15 protein-coding genes and 1 pseudogene are annotated in these 13,289 nt (G+C 67.0%); 7 read left to right on the top strand and 9 right to left on the bottom strand.

Going from position 1 to position 13,289, the window contains the following annotated elements; translation table 11 throughout:
* Position 1 precedes the first annotated feature (1 nt).
* The 4 genes from AC5P76_RS12855 to AC5P76_RS12840 form a co-directional block, all read right to left on the bottom strand.
* A complete protein-coding gene (locus AC5P76_RS12855; protein ID WP_197600296.1) occupies positions 2–2,281 on the bottom strand; it encodes a thiamine pyrophosphate-dependent enzyme in 2,280 nt (759 codons plus the stop codon).
* A gap of 88 nt (positions 2,282–2,369) precedes the next feature.
* On the bottom strand, positions 2,370–3,029 hold the full coding sequence (locus tag AC5P76_RS12850) for a glutathione S-transferase family protein (protein WP_053515351.1): 660 nt from the start codon (positions 3,027–3,029) through the stop codon (positions 2,370–2,372).
* A 127-nt stretch (positions 3,030–3,156) separates the two neighbouring features.
* A complete protein-coding gene (locus AC5P76_RS12845) occupies positions 3,157–3,699 on the bottom strand; it encodes a GNAT family N-acetyltransferase (RefSeq protein ID WP_053515349.1) in 543 nt (180 codons plus the stop codon).
* 109 nt (positions 3,700–3,808) lie between these two features.
* Complete coding sequence (locus tag AC5P76_RS12840) at positions 3,809–4,651, bottom strand: glycine zipper 2TM domain-containing protein (RefSeq protein ID WP_053515348.1); 843 nt, start codon at positions 4,649–4,651, stop codon at positions 3,809–3,811.
* Positions 4,652–4,813: 162 nt separating this feature from the next.
* On the opposite strand from AC5P76_RS12840, the gene AC5P76_RS12835 reads away from it, so the two are divergent.
* Positions 4,814–5,029 carry a DUF6116 family protein gene (locus AC5P76_RS12835; protein ID WP_053515346.1) on the top strand — a complete coding sequence of 72 codons (216 nt, stop codon included), beginning with the start codon at positions 4,814–4,816 and terminating at the stop codon, positions 5,027–5,029.
* Entirely contained in the window at positions 5,026–5,799 is a 774-nt protein-coding gene (locus AC5P76_RS12830) for a TatD family hydrolase (RefSeq protein ID WP_253119566.1), read from the top strand. Before AC5P76_RS12835 ends, AC5P76_RS12830 begins: the two co-directional genes overlap by 4 nt.
* A gap of 35 nt (positions 5,800–5,834) precedes the next feature.
* Here the strand turns inward: AC5P76_RS12830 and AC5P76_RS12825 are convergent, their stop codons facing one another.
* Positions 5,835–6,650, bottom strand: a complete 816-nt coding sequence (locus tag AC5P76_RS12825; protein ID WP_053515341.1) for a tRNA threonylcarbamoyladenosine dehydratase — start codon at positions 6,648–6,650, stop codon at positions 5,835–5,837.
* A gap of 79 nt (positions 6,651–6,729) precedes the next feature.
* On the opposite strand from AC5P76_RS12825, the gene AC5P76_RS12820 reads away from it, so the two are divergent.
* Together AC5P76_RS12820 and AC5P76_RS12815 are read left to right on the top strand one after the other, a co-directional pair.
* Positions 6,730–7,164, top strand: a complete 435-nt coding sequence (locus AC5P76_RS12820) for a hypothetical protein (protein WP_065175471.1) — start codon at positions 6,730–6,732, stop codon at positions 7,162–7,164.
* 136 nt (positions 7,165–7,300) lie between these two features.
* Complete coding sequence (locus tag AC5P76_RS12815) at positions 7,301–7,795, top strand: glycine zipper 2TM domain-containing protein (protein WP_053516924.1); 495 nt, start codon at positions 7,301–7,303, stop codon at positions 7,793–7,795.
* 72 nt (positions 7,796–7,867) lie between these two features.
* Here AC5P76_RS12815 and AC5P76_RS12810 read toward each other — a convergent pair whose 3' ends face one another.
* Positions 7,868–8,077 (bottom strand): cold-shock protein, encoded by a 210-nt coding sequence (locus AC5P76_RS12810; RefSeq protein WP_053516923.1) that lies wholly within the window; start codon positions 8,075–8,077, stop codon positions 7,868–7,870.
* Positions 8,078–8,313: 236 nt separating this feature from the next.
* Between AC5P76_RS12810 and AC5P76_RS12805 the strand changes: the two genes are divergently transcribed.
* The 3 genes and pseudogenes from AC5P76_RS12805 to arsC all read left to right on the top strand — a co-directional run bounded on the left by AC5P76_RS12805 (position 8,314) and on the right by arsC (position 10,415).
* Entirely contained in the window at positions 8,314–8,799 is a 486-nt protein-coding gene (locus AC5P76_RS12805; RefSeq protein WP_053516922.1) for a DUF456 domain-containing protein, read from the top strand.
* A 438-nt stretch (positions 8,800–9,237) separates the two neighbouring features.
* Positions 9,238–10,074, top strand: a pseudogene (locus AC5P76_RS12800) (phospholipase A); the annotation flags it as partial.
* Positions 10,074–10,415 carry an arsenate reductase (glutaredoxin) gene (gene arsC, locus AC5P76_RS12795; RefSeq protein ID WP_111187118.1) on the top strand — a complete coding sequence of 114 codons (342 nt, stop codon included), beginning with the start codon at positions 10,074–10,076 and terminating at the stop codon, positions 10,413–10,415. The pseudogene AC5P76_RS12800 and the gene arsC, both read left to right, overlap by 1 nt.
* 66 nt (positions 10,416–10,481) lie before the next feature.
* On the opposite strand, the gene AC5P76_RS12790 is transcribed toward arsC, so the two are convergent.
* The 3 genes from AC5P76_RS12790 to AC5P76_RS12780 all read right to left on the bottom strand — a co-directional run bounded on the left by AC5P76_RS12790 (position 10,482) and on the right by AC5P76_RS12780 (position 13,142).
* On the bottom strand, positions 10,482–11,117 hold the full coding sequence (locus AC5P76_RS12790) for a glutathione S-transferase family protein (RefSeq protein WP_065181963.1): 636 nt from the start codon (positions 11,115–11,117) through the stop codon (positions 10,482–10,484).
* Positions 11,118–11,174: 57 nt separating this feature from the next.
* Positions 11,175–11,516, bottom strand: coding sequence for a hypothetical protein (locus tag AC5P76_RS12785; protein WP_065181994.1), 342 nt, complete (start codon positions 11,514–11,516; stop codon positions 11,175–11,177).
* Between the two features lie 108 nt (positions 11,517–11,624).
* Positions 11,625–13,142 (bottom strand): fumarate hydratase, encoded by a 1,518-nt coding sequence (locus AC5P76_RS12780; protein WP_065181962.1) that lies wholly within the window; start codon positions 13,140–13,142, stop codon positions 11,625–11,627.
* Positions 13,143–13,289: the final 147 nt, after the last annotated feature.

Below are 13,289 nucleotides of genomic sequence, written 5' to 3'. Positions count from 1 at the left end.
ATCAGGGTTCCTGCGCCAGGTCGAGGGCGGCGCCAATCACCGCATTGTCGCTTGGAAGGCCGAACATTGCTGCCCCCGCCAGCGGCGTATAGGTATCGGCGCCGCAGACCCGACGCAGCGGCAGGTGACCGAAGCCGGCCTCGACCAGGGCCGTGACCACCCCCTCGCCCACGCCACCGCTGTGACGCCCCTCGTCCAGCACCAGCACGCGCCGCGCCGTGGCCGCCTGGGTGGCAATGAATCCGCCGTCCAGCGGCACCAGCCAGCGCAGGTCAACCACCCTCACCTGCCACCCGAGCTGCTGGTCGATCACCCGCGCGGCACGCAGCGCCATCGGCACGCCATTGCCATAGGTGTAGATCACCAGATCCTGCGCCTCGGGGGCATACACCCGGCCCTCCCCCGGCAGCAGCGCCTGGCCCTGTTGCGGGTAGTCGAACAGCCACTGGCCGTCACCCGGCTCGTGCAGGTCCTTGCTCATGTACAGCGCGATCGGCTCCAGGAACACCGCCACGCGGCCATCCACCCGAGCCAGCGCCGCCAACGTGCGCAGCATCATCACGGCGTCGTCGCCACGCGAGGGACAGCCCACCACCAGGCCGGGAATGTCGCGCAGGGCGGTGATCGAATTGTCGTTGTGGAAATGGCCACCGAATCCCTTCTGGTAGCCCAGCCCTGCCACCCGCACCAGCATCGGGTTCCGGAACTGGTCATTGGAGAAGAACTGCAGCGAACACGCCTCGCCACGTATCTGGTCGATGGCATTGTGCAGGTAGGCCAGGTACTGGATCTCGGGGATCGGCAGCATGCCCATGTTGGCCAGCCCCTGCGCCATGCCCAGGATCATGGTCTCGTCCAGCAGCGTGTTGAACACCCGACGCGGGCCGAAACGACGCAGCAGGTCGCGGGTCAAGGTGTACACGCCTCCCTTCTGCGCCACATCCTCGCCGAACAACAGGCTTTGCGGATACTTGCACAGCAGTTCCTGCAGTCCGTGATTGATCTGGATGGCCAGATGACGCGGCGGTTGTCGCTCCGGCAATGCGTCGGCGCCGCCATACAGCGACAGTCGCGCCTCGTCCGCGACCGCGCGCCGGGCCTCGGCGTGCACCGCTGCAGGTGTATAGGGCGCCAGCGGTGCCATCACCTGCTCAAGGGACTGCAGCTTCGGCTGGCGCTCGGCGTCGGCGGCGGCCGCCATGCAGCGCACACGCATCGCTTCATAGGCCGCCTCGACGGCCGCGGCATCCATCCAGCCCGACTCCATCGCGATCTGCGCCGAGCGCAGCAGCGGATCCTGCGCCTCCGCCGCACACAGCTCCGGCAACGCGCGCCACTCCACCTCGAAATCGGTACCGGCATGCCCCATCAGCCGCGTGGTACGCAGGTGCAGGAAGGTCGGCCTGCGGGTTGTCCGGCAATGCTCGACCGCGGCCTGCACCTGCGCATGGCCGCTGGCCAGATCCAGCCCGTCAGCGAAGAAGTAGTCCAGTCCCGGCTGGCCGCCAAAGCGCTCGGCGATCCATCCCTCCGGTGTTTTCACCGAAATGCCCAGGCCATTGTCCTCGCAGACGAACAGGATGGGCGCCGGCAGTTTCTGGTAGGCCGACCACATGGCGGTGTTGAACGCCGTCTGTGCGGTGGCGTGATTGGCCGAGGCGTCGCCGAAGGAACAGACCACGATGCTGTCGGCCGGAATCGGCAACGGCTGGCCCAGGCGCTTGCCGCTCTCGATGGCCAACGCAGTGCCCAGCGCCTTGGGCAGGTGCGAGGCGATCGTCGAGGTCTGTGGCAACACCCACAGCGGCCGGCTGCCCCACACCTTGTGCCGGCCTCCGCTGGCAGGATCGTCGGCGCTGGCGGCGAACGACAGTGCCGCGTCGCGCACTGGATCCATGCCCGGCACCTGCCGCGCGCGCTCGGCCATGAAGGCGCCGGAGCGGTAGTGCAGGAACGCAGGATCGGTGTGCCGGCAGGCCCGCGCCAACAGCGCATTGCCCTCGTGTCCGGACGAGCCGATGGTGTAGAAGACCTTGTTCTGCACGCGCAGCACGCGTGCCATCAGGTCCAGCTGGCGGCTGGCCAGCTGCGAATCGAACAGGTCGGCAAAGGCCGCCGCGCTGAGCGTGCTGCCTGGCAGGATCGGCGCGTGCGGCGCGGGCCGTGGCCGTGGCGTGCCCCGCCAGCCGCGCACCGCCTCCAGGAAATTGACGTCGCACACTTCGGCGCGGTTGAGCCCGCGCATGCGCGCGGGAATGGGATCTGGAACCACAGCGAACATCGAACACCCTCCGTGTCGTTGTTGCGTAGCGTGGCGCGGGCCCGCCCGGCGTCCCCCGCAGTCGGCCTGCCCGACGCTCCCCTTGGAATCAGGCCACCGCGTTGAATCGCGCCAGCACCTCCGCGCCCACGGCCGGCATCGGCACGAACCGCGGCTGCGCCCGGACCCGCTGCAGCCAGGCCTGCACCTGCGGGAACGGATCAAGGCGGATGCCACCATCGCTGGCAACGTCGGTGTAGGCAAACAGCGCGATATCGGCGATGCCATAACTGCGGCCGGTGAACCAGGGCGACTGCCGCAGGTGCTGTTCCATCACCGCCAGTGCGGTGCTGGCGCGCTCCTGCAGGCGCGGCAGTTCGGCGCGCCGCGGGGAGTCGGCCGGCGTCCAGCCACGGATGAAACGGGCCACCGCCACGCAGGGTTCATGCGTGTACTGCTCGAAGAACATCCAGCTCAACGCCTGCGCCCGCTCCCAGCCATCGCCGGGCAGGTAGGGCGTGCCCTCGGCCAGCCAGAACAGGATCGCGTTCGATTCGGTCAACACGCGGCCGTCCTCGCGCACGATCAACGGCACCTTCGCATTGGGATTCAATGCCAGGAACTCCGGCGTGTGGGTCTGGCCATGGGCGCTGTCCACCTCCACCCAGCGATAGCGGCTGCCGAGGTGTTCCAGCAGCATGCGCACCTTGTGGCAATTGCCTGAAACGGACATGCCATGCACCGTCAACGGAACGCGTTCTTCCACCATTGCCTGCTCCAGGAGACCCGGCCAACGACCGGTTGCGCGCAGTCTGGCAAGCGCGCCCGCCGATGCCAAGCGCGGGTGCAGCATGCCCACCGCGCAGCCCGCCGCTGGATGCAGCCCGTCGGGCCCCTCAGCGCACGCGCTGCTGCCACTGCTGGCGCGACTGCCCCCAGATCTGCATCGGTTTGCCCTGGTACGGCGGCGGCAGCTCGCCCATGCGCAGCAGCGTACTGCCCAGCTTGCGGGCCACGACACGGGAATTCTCGTTGTCCTCGGCAATGGTATGGATCACCTCCTCCCACCCGAGTGCGTTGAATGCCCAGTCGATCGCAGCGGTCGCCGCCTCCGGCGCGTAGCCCTTGCCCCAGCTGGCACGCCGGATGCTCCAGCCGACCTCGGTGCCCGGCCAGTCCTGTGGCTGCCAGGGCCCCATGCGACCGACCCACTCACCACTGGATTTCTCGATCACGCTGAACATCGAAAAGCCGAACAACTGCCACGCGCCAGCCAGGCTGCAGAATCCACGCCATGCCACTGACGGTGGCTGTACTCCGCCCAGCGTGCGCATCACCTCTTCATCCGCGCAGAACGCCAGATAGGGCTCGAAATCCTCGCGATGCGGTGGGCGAAGGATCAGGCGCTCGGTTTCCAGGCGCAGGTCGAAGATGCTCATGCCGACTCCAGGGCGATGACGGAGCGCCATCATCGCAAATGTCACCCGGCCACAAAAACAGACAGGCCGGCAGAAGCCGGCCTGTCGCCTGTCCGCTGCAGCGGCAGGATTACTGGCGGGTCGGTGCCGTGGCGCCGGCTGCCGCTGTCTGCGTGACCAGCTGGCCATCGACCACCGGCAGGCGATCGCTGGCTGGCTTGTTGTCCATGCGCACGGTCTTCTCGGCACCATCATAGCGGTAGGTCACGTTGTAACCCTTGACCACGTCGTTGGTGCCCATGGCGATGCGGTTGCCGGGCTTGCTGGCCATGCGCATGGTGCCGGTGGTGCCGTCCTCGTTGCGATAGGTGACGTTGTAGCCGGTGACACGGCTCGACTCGGAGGTGGCGGTCTCGGTGTGGCACTGGCGCTCGGTGCGGTTGACCACACGGCCACCGACGTGGCGCTTGTCCACCTGGTTGCCGATCAGGCCGCCGGCCACGGCACCGGCTGCGGTCGCCGCCTTCCTGCCATTGCCGCCGCCAACCTGATTACCCAGCAGGCCACCGATCACCGCGCCGGCGACGGTGCCACCGACGTTGCCATCACGCTCGGGCAGGCGTTCCTGCACGACCACATCCTGGCAGACCTCGTGCGGCGTCTGGGTGGTGGAGGTCTCGCGCACCGCGTCGGTGCCGATGACCGTGGCGTACGCCTTCTGCTTTTCGGTGATCGGGTCGACCTTCAGCACATCGGCATACTCCAGGCCGCGCGGCGCGGTGGCATCGAGCTGGTTGCCACGCGCACCATCGTCGGTGCCGCTGCCATCGGCCAGGCGCGATTCGCCGTTGGGGGCGCCGGCGCTGATGGAATCCGGCGAAGGGTTGCCGCTCTTCATGAAGGCGGCCGTGGCGATACCACCCACCAGCAGCGCGCCCGCTGCGACCAGGACAGTTGTAGTTGTGCTTTTCATGACCTGCTCCTTGCGGACCGTCCGCAACGTTCTCGGCACAGATTGCAGCACGGCCTCCCTGAACGGAATCTCCACATTTCCTGCTCGTCGCCGTAACCCATTCAGCATCGGGAAATGCTGGGCCCGTGGTAGCGTTTGCATATTCACCAGGAGGATCCCGCCATGGCCAACCCGATGCTGCTGCCGGTACTGCAATGGGCGCGCCGGCTGCGCTACCCCACGCTGTTCAAGCTCACGGCAGGGCTGTTCGCGCTGACCCTGTTCATTCCCGATCCGCTTCCCTTCGTCGATGAGCTGGTGCTGGGCCTGGGCACACTGCTGCTGGCCAACTGGAAGAGCCGCGGCACCCGCACGCCGCCACCGCTGGAGCAGCGCTGAGCGTGCTGGTCGACAGCCATTGCCATCTCGATGCAGGCGAGTTCGACCCCGACCGTGCCGCCGTGATCGAGCGCGCGCGCGCGGCCGGGGTGCAGTTCCAGGTCGTGCCGGCCGTCACCGCCGCCAGCTGGCCGAAGCTGCGCGAGGTCTGCCAGCAGGCACCCGGCCTGTATCCCGCGTACGGGCTGCATCCGATGTTTCTTGCCGAGCATCGCGCCGGGCACCTTCCGCTGCTGCGGGAATGGATCGAGCGTGAGCGTCCGCGGGCGATCGGCGAATGCGGCCTGGATTATTTCGTGGAAGGCCTGGATGCGGAGGCGCAGCAGACCTATTTCACCGGCCAGCTGCGCTTGGCGCGCGACTTCGACCTGCCGGTGATCGTGCATGCGCGTCGGGCCGTGGATGCGGTGATCGCAGCGATCCGCCGCATCGGTGGCCTGCGCGGCGTGGTGCACAGTTTCTCCGGCAGCCCGGAGCAGGCGGCACAGCTGCATCGGCAGGGCTTCCTGCTGGGTCTGGGCGGCCCTCTGACCTACGAACGGGCACAGCGCCTGCAACGGCTGGTCCGGGAGATGCCGCTGGAGCAGCTGCTGCTGGAAACGGACGCGCCCGATCAGCCCGACGCGGCCATCCGTGGGCAGCGCAATGAGCCGGCACGCCTCTCGATCATCGCGCGCCACATCGCGGCGTTGCGGCAGACCGACCTGGAGACGGTAGCGAGGACCACGACCGACAACGCGCGGCGGCTGTTCGCGCTGCCGGCCGCCTGATCGCCGTTTCGCCGGGCATGGCCCGGCGCTACCGGTCAAGCCTCAACGGATTCGGACTTGACCCTCTTCGGCTCCAGCAGCATTTCCAGCGCCTTGCCGACGGCGGCAAAGGCGAAGGCACCGGTGATATGGGTGGCTGCCCCCAGCCCTGCGCCGCAATCAAGCTTGAGCGCAGCGTCCGCCCCCAGGTTGGGACGGAGGCCGCAGACACTGCCATCGGCCTGCGGATACTTCACATTCTCCAGCGAGTACACCGCCGGCACGCCGAAGTAACGCTTGGCGTTCTTGGGGAAGTTGAACTCGCTGCGCAGCTTCTTGCGGATCAGCGCCAGCATCGCGTCGTGCTCGGTGCGCGAGACATCGCGGATGCGTACCAGGGTCGGATCGGTGCGGCCACCCGCGGCGCCGACCGTCAGCAGTGGCAGCTTGCGGCGGCGGCACCAGGCGATGGTCTCCACCTTGACCCGGAAGCTGTCGCAGGCATCGATCACCAGATCGAAGCGACGATCAAGCAGTTCCGCCATGTTGGCGGTGGTCAGGAACGCCTGCACCGCGTCGACATCGAGTTCCGGGTTGATCGCCCGGCAGCGCTCGGCCATGGCGTCGGCCTTGTTGCGCCCGTAATTGCCCTCCATCGCCGGCAGCTGCCGGTTGGTGTTGGACACGCAGATGTCGTCCGCATCGATCAGGGTGAGATGGCCGACCGCCGAGCGCGCCAGCGCCTCGACCACCCACGAGCCGACCCCGCCCATGCCTACCACCGCTACGCGGCTGCCCTGCAGGCGCTCGAGCGCACCCACGCCATACAGCCGTTCGATGCCGGCGAAGCGTTGTTTGACCTGTTCGTTCATCGGTCTATTTTAACGTGCAGCGGCCGGCGTCCACAGCACGCCGGGTCGAACCTACCGTTGCACACCCGGAGAGCCCGCCATGAACGCCAGCCCCCCTCGCCCGCCGTCTTCCGCCTATCGCTACCTGTTCGTGCTCGCGCTGGGTCTGCTGATCGGCCTGATCGCCACGGTGATGGTCGGCCGCGCCCTGCAGGCCCGCCGTGACCCCTTCCCGGACAGCCTGATGCAGGTGATGCAGCGGCAATCCCAGTTGCTGCAGCAGGCTCAACAGCAGAACCGCTGCAGCCTGGCCGACAGCGTGCCGCGCCTGCAGACGCTGCGCCTGCTCTCCAACGACCTGGACCTGGCCTTCCCCGGCCTGAAGGACAGCGCGCAGTTCCAGCAGCATGCCAGCCAGTACCGCGCCGGCCTCAATGCCGCCCTGGCGACGCCACCGGCAGACTGCACCGCGCTGGCCCAGGTGGTGCAGACGCTGCAGGCGGACTGCCGCGCCTGCCATCAGGATTTCCGTTGAACAGCGTTCATCCCGCAGCCGGTCATGGCGGCGTTGATTGGCGTCTTGTTCACGTTGGAAAGGAGACGATTCGCGCACCCTGCTGCATGACGCAGTACCACCCAACACATCCGCCTTCACGGCCAGGAGACGCCCCATGAAGATCCAGCTCATCGCCGCCAGTGCCATCGCCACCCTCGCCCTGGCCGGCTGCGCCACCTCGCCGGGTTACGGCGGCGGCGGCTACAACAATGGGTACAACAACGGCGGCTACGGCAACAACTCCGGCTACAACCAGGGCCGTTGCGCCGACTGCGGCATCGTCACCCGCATCAACACCGTGCAGTCCGGCCGCACTGCGCCCAGCGCGACCGGCGCGATCCTCGGCGGCATTGTGGGTGCGGTTGCCGGCCATGAGATCTCCGACCACACCGGCGGCAGCCGCGGCAACAAGAACATCGCCGCAGCGGCGGGTGCCGTGGGTGGCGCGCTGGCCGGCAACCAGATCCAGAAGAACGTGACCAGCGATACGTATGACATCAGCGTGCGCATGGATGACGGACGCACCATCGTCGTCAACCAGCGCGATCTGGGCGGCATCCGCGAAAACACCTACGTTCGCGTGGTCAACGGCCGGGTGATCCTGCGCTGATCCGCTGCCGGCCCCGGACAAAGAAAAAGGCCCGCTTGCGCGGGCCTTTTTCATGTGACGGCTGCAGACCGGTCAGATCGGCTGCACGGCGTCGGCCTGCAGGCCCTTCTGGCCCTGCACGACGGTGAAGGTGACCTTCTGGCCTTCCTTCAGGCTCTTGAAGCCCTGGGTCTGGATGGCGCGGAAGTGCACGAACACGTCTTCGCCGTTTTCACGGCTGATGAAGCCGAAGCCCTTTGCATCGTTGAACCACTTGACAGTACCGTTCTCGCGTTCGGACATCTCACTAACTCCCTGATGACTCTCTCTTGTTGTTGGAAACGCCTTGTGGGCGGCTGACAAGCAAGGGGGAAGCGAGGTGCATCGATGCAGCGGATCGGGAAGATCTTGCTTCATCAGGCCACGATCCACGGTGACCTTGCCAAGCTCAGCGACTGCAACTTAACCCGGCCAAAACGAAAAAGCAACTGGCAAAATCTTTCACTGTCAACCCCAAAAAGACAACCATACGGGACAGCATGGGCCTCTCATTCATCTTGTATCTGCTAGCGGTCATTTTTGTCCTGGTTGGTATAGCCGGCATCGTCCTGCCGGCACTTCCAGGCATCCCGCTGGTGTTCGTCGGCCTGCTGCTGGCGGCGTGGGCCGACGGCTTCACCCATGTCGGCTGGCCGACCCTGCTGGTACTGGGCGTGCTGACCCTGCTTTCACTGCTGGCCGATGTGCTGGCCACGGTGGTCGGGGCCCAGCGTGTCGGGGCCAGCCGCAAGGCGCTGTGGGGCACCTTCATCGGCAGCATCGCCGGTCTGTTCTTCATGCCCATCGGCCTGTTCGCCGGCCCGCTGGTCGGCGCTCTGCTGGGCGAGTACTGGCACACGCGCGAGCTGGGCCGCTCGACCAAGGTTGGACTCGCCACCTGGCTGGGCATCCTGCTGGGCCTGGCGCTGAAACTGGCGATGGTCATCGCGATGCTGGGCCTGTTCGCGTTCGCCTGGTTCCTGTAACGAACGATCTTCACGCCACGCGCACACCTGCGCCGGGCATAACTCCATGGGGCTGGCCGTTGCTGCGGGCAGCCGCCACACTGTGCGTCTTCCCGTAGTCATCCCGAAGGGCCTGCTGCAATGACCCTCCCGCCGTTGTTCCCCCGTCTGGCGCCGTTGGCGCTTGCCCTGGCCAGCGCGCCGCTGGCCGCGCAGGAAATCGCGCCTGCCACGACCACCACGCCGGCCGGTTGCGCGGCCATTGAAACCGACGCCGCCCGGCTGTCGTGCTACGACCGCCTGTTCGGCCGTAACGCTCCGGCCACTGCCGAAGCCGATGCCGCCGCGCAGCAGGCTGCGCAGGCGCTGCGCGAACAGCGTCGCGCCGCCCGCCTGAGCCAGGGCGAAGAGAACCTGCGGGCGCGGGTCAGCGATGTGCTGCGCCCCGCCCCGGACGACAGCGCCCTGGCCAATGCAGGCCGCGGTTCCCTGCTGGACAGCCGCTGGGAACTGGCGGAAGACTCGAAGCTGGGACCGTTCCAGCTGCGGGCCTACAAGCCGGTGTACCTGCTGCCGGCGTTCTGGACCAGCGACAAGAACCAGATGCCGCAGTCGCCGAATCCGGCCAACAGCGTGACCGAGCCGCAGGCGCTGGACAGTGCCGAGCTGAAGTTCCAGATCAGCTTCAAGACCAAGATCGCCGAGAATCTGTTCGGCGACAACGGCGACATCTGGGCCGGCTATACCCAGAGCTCGCGCTGGCAGGCCTACAACGCCGAGAATTCGCGCCCGTTCCGCGAGACCAATTACGAGCCGGAAGTGATGATGGTGTTCCGCAACGGCTACTCCATTGGTGGCTGGCGCGGACGCATGACCGGCATCAGCCTCAACCATCAGTCCAACGGCCGCGCCGATCCCCTTTCGCGCAGCTGGAACCGGGTGATGCTCAACGTCGGGCTGGACCGCGAGAACTGGGCGCTGGTGCTGCGGCCCTGGTACCGCATTCCCGAAACGCGCAGCGATGACAACAACCCGGACATCGAGGATTACATGGGCCGCGGCGACGCGACCCTGATCTGGAACCGCAATGGCCACGAAGTGTCCCTGATGGCGCGCCATTCGCTGCGTACCGGCGACCGTTCGCATGGCGCCCTGCAGCTCGACTACGGTTTCCCGATCAGCAACCTGCTGCGCGGCCACATCCAGGTCTTCGACGGATACGGCGAAAGCCTGATCGACTACAACCACAAGGCCACCTACGTGGGCGTGGGCGTGTCGCTGCTGGAATGGTTCTGATGGGCGTGACGATCTGGCACAACCCGGCGTGCAGCAATTCGCGCGGCGCACTGAAGCTCATCCGCGACGCCGGCATCGAGCCGGAGGTGATCGAGTACCTGCAGGCACCGCCCGACGTGGCGACCCTGCGCCAGCTGCTTGCCGAATCCGGGCTGGCCGCCGCCGACCTGGTGCGCAGCAAGGAACCGGAGTTTGCCGGTCTGGCGCTGGCCGGGGCCGATGAGGCGACCCTGCTGGCGGCGATGGCGACGCACCCGCGCCTGATCAACCGGCCCGTGGTGCGCACGGCCAAGGGCACGCGCCTGTGCCGCCCGCCGGAAACGGTGCTGGAGATCCTGTAGCCCGGACGCACCACCCGGCAGCGCCGGGCCATGCCCGGCGGCACGCGCTCGGCTCAACGCCGGCGATCACCGCCAGTCGCTGATGCCTTCGCGTCGATAGACTTCCGCGAAGGCGGGGCGCGCCTTCAGCGCGGTTGCGTGCGCCTTCAGCACCGGCCAGGTGTCAGTGGGCCGGGGCATGTTGCGCGACCAGCGCATCAGCATCACCAGCATGAAATCGACCACGCTGGGCGCGTCGCCCAGCAGGTAAGGCCCGTGCGCCTGCAGGTGCGCCGCCACATGCTGCCAGGCCGCCTCCAGCTGCTGCCGGGCCATCGCACGCGTTGCCTCCACGCAGGCCTCGCCCGCCGCTTCGTGCGGATAGAACCATGCACGATAGGCAGGCTGCAGGGTGTTGGCGCACCAGAACATCCAGCGATAGGCCTCGCCCCGCGCGGGCGTGCCCACGGCCGGCAGCAACCCCGCTTCGGGATGGCGGTCGGCCAGGTACAGCGCGATGGCCGCTGCCTCGGTCAACAGCAGGCCATCGATCCTCAGGGTCGGCACCCTCCCGGCCGGATTCAACGCCAGGTAGTCCGCCGCCTTGTGCTCGCGCCTGTCGAAATCCAGCAGCACCAGTTCGTGCTCGATGCCCAGTTCGATCAGCAGCCAGTGCACGACCAGCGAAGCGGTACTCGACGAACCATACAGGGTGGTGCTCATGCGCGGGATCCGTTGCGGGTAGAGCCAGCGATTATGCGCCCGCCCGGCGGCCACTGCTCAACCGCAGCTGCTCATGCAGGTGTCGCGACGTTCGCCGCAGCTCATCATCGGCTGCCGCAGCGTGCAGTCATGCGCCTTCAGTTCGCACGAGCGGCGCAGATCGGCATTGGCGATGTCCTTGCAGCGCTTGTCGGCAGCCGGAGCCATCTGCTGTTCGCAGCTGCTCTGCCGACTGCCCAGGCTGTCCGCCTGCGCCATGCAGCTGCGATGGCTGGCCTGGCACTGCATGCGGCATTGCGCCGATGCGCTGAAATCCGCTCCTTCATACGAGGAGGAGGTGCTGCTGCAGCCGACCAGTGCGAACAGCCCGGCAAGCGCGAAGTTCCGTAACAGCGGCATGAACGTTCCCGGTTCGAGTCGCATGGAAACTAGCAGATGTTCCGTGCCGGCTCGTTAAACGACAAACGGCGCCAACAGGCGCCGTTTGCCACCAAGCGTGTGCCGCGCTTACTCCACCACCACCGGAATCTTGCCGATGCGGGCCTGCCATTCGCGCGGGCCGGTCTTGTGCACCGATTCACCGGTGGAGTCGACCGCCACCGTCACCGGCATGTCCTGCACGGTGAACTCGTAGATCGCTTCCATGCCGAGATCGGCGAACCCGACCACCTTGGCCGCCTTGATCGCCTTGGACACCAGGTAGGCCGAGCCACCGACCGCCATCAGGTACGCCGACTTGTTGTCACGGATCGCCTCGATCGCAGCCGGGCCGCGCTCGGCCTTGCCGACCATGCCCAGCAGACCGGTCTGTTCCAGCACCTGGCGGGTGAACTTGTCCATGCGCGTTGCCGTGGTCGGCCCGGCCGGACCGACCACTTCATCGCGCACCGGATCGACCGGGCCGACGTAGTAGATGAAGCGTCCCTTCAGATCGACCGGCAGTTCCTCGCCCTTGTTCAGCATGTCGACCATGCGCTTGTGCGCGGCGTCGCGGCCGGTCAGCAGCTTGCCGTTGAGCAGAAGCGTCTGGCCCGGCTTCCAGCTGGCCACCTCCTCCGGGGTGATCGTATCCAGGTCCACCCGGGTGCCCTTGGAGGCGTCGTAGGTCAGCTTCGGCCAGTCCTCCAGCGACGGCGGATCCAGCATCACCGGACCGCTGCCATCCAGGGTGAAGTGCGCGTGGCGGGTCGCGGCGCAGTTCGGGATCATCGCCACCGGCAGGTTGGCCGCGTGGGTCGGGTAATCGTTGATCTTGATGTCCAGCACCGTGGTCAGGCCACCCAGGCCCTGGGCGCCGATGCCCAGCGCATTGACCTTCTCGTACAGCTCCAGGCGCAGCTCTTCAATCCGGTTGGACGCTCCACGGGCCTGCAGCTCGGTGATGTCGATCGGCTCCATCAGCGCTTCCTTGGCCAGCAGCATGGCCTTCTCCGCGGTGCCGCCGATGCCGATGCCCAGCATGCCCGGCGGGCACCAGCCGGCCCCCATGGTCGGCACGGTCTTGAGCACCCAGTCGACGATGGAGTCGGACGGATTGAGCATGGCGAACTTGGTCTTGGCTTCCGAACCGCCGCCCTTTGCGGCCACGATCACATCCACCTTGTTGCCCGGCACGACCTTGACGTTGACCACGCCCGGGGTGTTGTCCTTCGTGTTGATGCGCTTGCCGGCCGGATCCGCCAGCACCGAAGCACGCAGCTTGTTGTCCGGATGCAGATAGGCGCGGCGCACGCCTTCATTGGCCATGTCTTCCACGCCCATGGTGGCGTCGTCCCAGCGCACATCCATGCCGATTTCCAGGAACACGGTGACGATGCCGGTGTCCTGGCAGATGGGACGATGGCCTTCGGCGCACATCCGCGAATTGATCAGGATCTGGGCCATCGCCTCCTTCGCGGCCGGCGACTCCTCGCGCTCGTAGGCAGCGGCGAGATTCTTGATGTAGTCGACCGGGTGGTAGTACGAGATGTACTGCAGCGCGTCGGCGATGGACTGGATGAGGTCTTCCTGCTTGATCGATGTCACGGCTTGCTCGCTTGCTCGAGGCTGGCGGGGGTAATCCGCCCATTTTACCCCCTCCCCGGCTGCGGGTAGAGTCTGTGGGGTCAGAACCCTTTCCCGGGGAAAGGGATCTGACCCCAAGCCCTTGTCACGCCCCCGCCCGCTGCGGCG

It is taken from the genome of Stenotrophomonas sp. YJH_SMC_36, from assembly GCF_059369935.1.
Note: the sequence above shows the minus strand (reverse complement) of the source record. Positions and strands in the feature narration are given on the sequence as shown.

What these genes read in the sequence shown, in the direction of transcription:
- AC5P76_RS12805 (WP_053516922.1), top strand. Translation starts at nt 8,314, where the DNA reads ATGGGCCTCTCATTCATCTTGTATCTGCTAGCGGTCATTTTTGTCCTG.
- AC5P76_RS12850 (WP_053515351.1), bottom strand. Translation starts at nt 3,029, where the DNA reads ATGGTGGAAGAACGCGTTCCGTTGACGGTGCATGGCATGTCCGTTTCA.
- AC5P76_RS12810 (WP_053516923.1), bottom strand. Translation starts at nt 8,077, where the DNA reads ATGTCCGAACGCGAGAACGGTACTGTCAAGTGGTTCAACGATGCAAAG.
- arsC (WP_111187118.1), top strand. Translation starts at nt 10,074, where the DNA reads ATGGGCGTGACGATCTGGCACAACCCGGCGTGCAGCAATTCGCGCGGC.
- AC5P76_RS12820 (WP_065175471.1), top strand. Translation starts at nt 6,730, where the DNA reads ATGAACGCCAGCCCCCCTCGCCCGCCGTCTTCCGCCTATCGCTACCTG.
- AC5P76_RS12825 (WP_053515341.1), bottom strand. Translation starts at nt 6,650, where the DNA reads ATGAACGAACAGGTCAAACAACGCTTCGCCGGCATCGAACGGCTGTAT.
- AC5P76_RS12815 (WP_053516924.1), top strand. Translation starts at nt 7,301, where the DNA reads ATGAAGATCCAGCTCATCGCCGCCAGTGCCATCGCCACCCTCGCCCTG.
- AC5P76_RS12845 (WP_053515349.1), bottom strand. Translation starts at nt 3,699, where the DNA reads ATGAGCATCTTCGACCTGCGCCTGGAAACCGAGCGCCTGATCCTTCGC.
- AC5P76_RS12840 (WP_053515348.1), bottom strand. Translation starts at nt 4,651, where the DNA reads ATGAAAAGCACAACTACAACTGTCCTGGTCGCAGCGGGCGCGCTGCTG.
- AC5P76_RS12785 (WP_065181994.1), bottom strand. Translation starts at nt 11,516, where the DNA reads ATGCCGCTGTTACGGAACTTCGCGCTTGCCGGGCTGTTCGCACTGGTC.
- AC5P76_RS12790 (WP_065181963.1), bottom strand. Translation starts at nt 11,117, where the DNA reads ATGAGCACCACCCTGTATGGTTCGTCGAGTACCGCTTCGCTGGTCGTG.
- AC5P76_RS12835 (WP_053515346.1), top strand. Translation starts at nt 4,814, where the DNA reads ATGGCCAACCCGATGCTGCTGCCGGTACTGCAATGGGCGCGCCGGCTG.
- AC5P76_RS12855 (WP_197600296.1), bottom strand. Translation starts at nt 2,281, where the DNA reads ATGTTCGCTGTGGTTCCAGATCCCATTCCCGCGCGCATGCGCGGGCTC.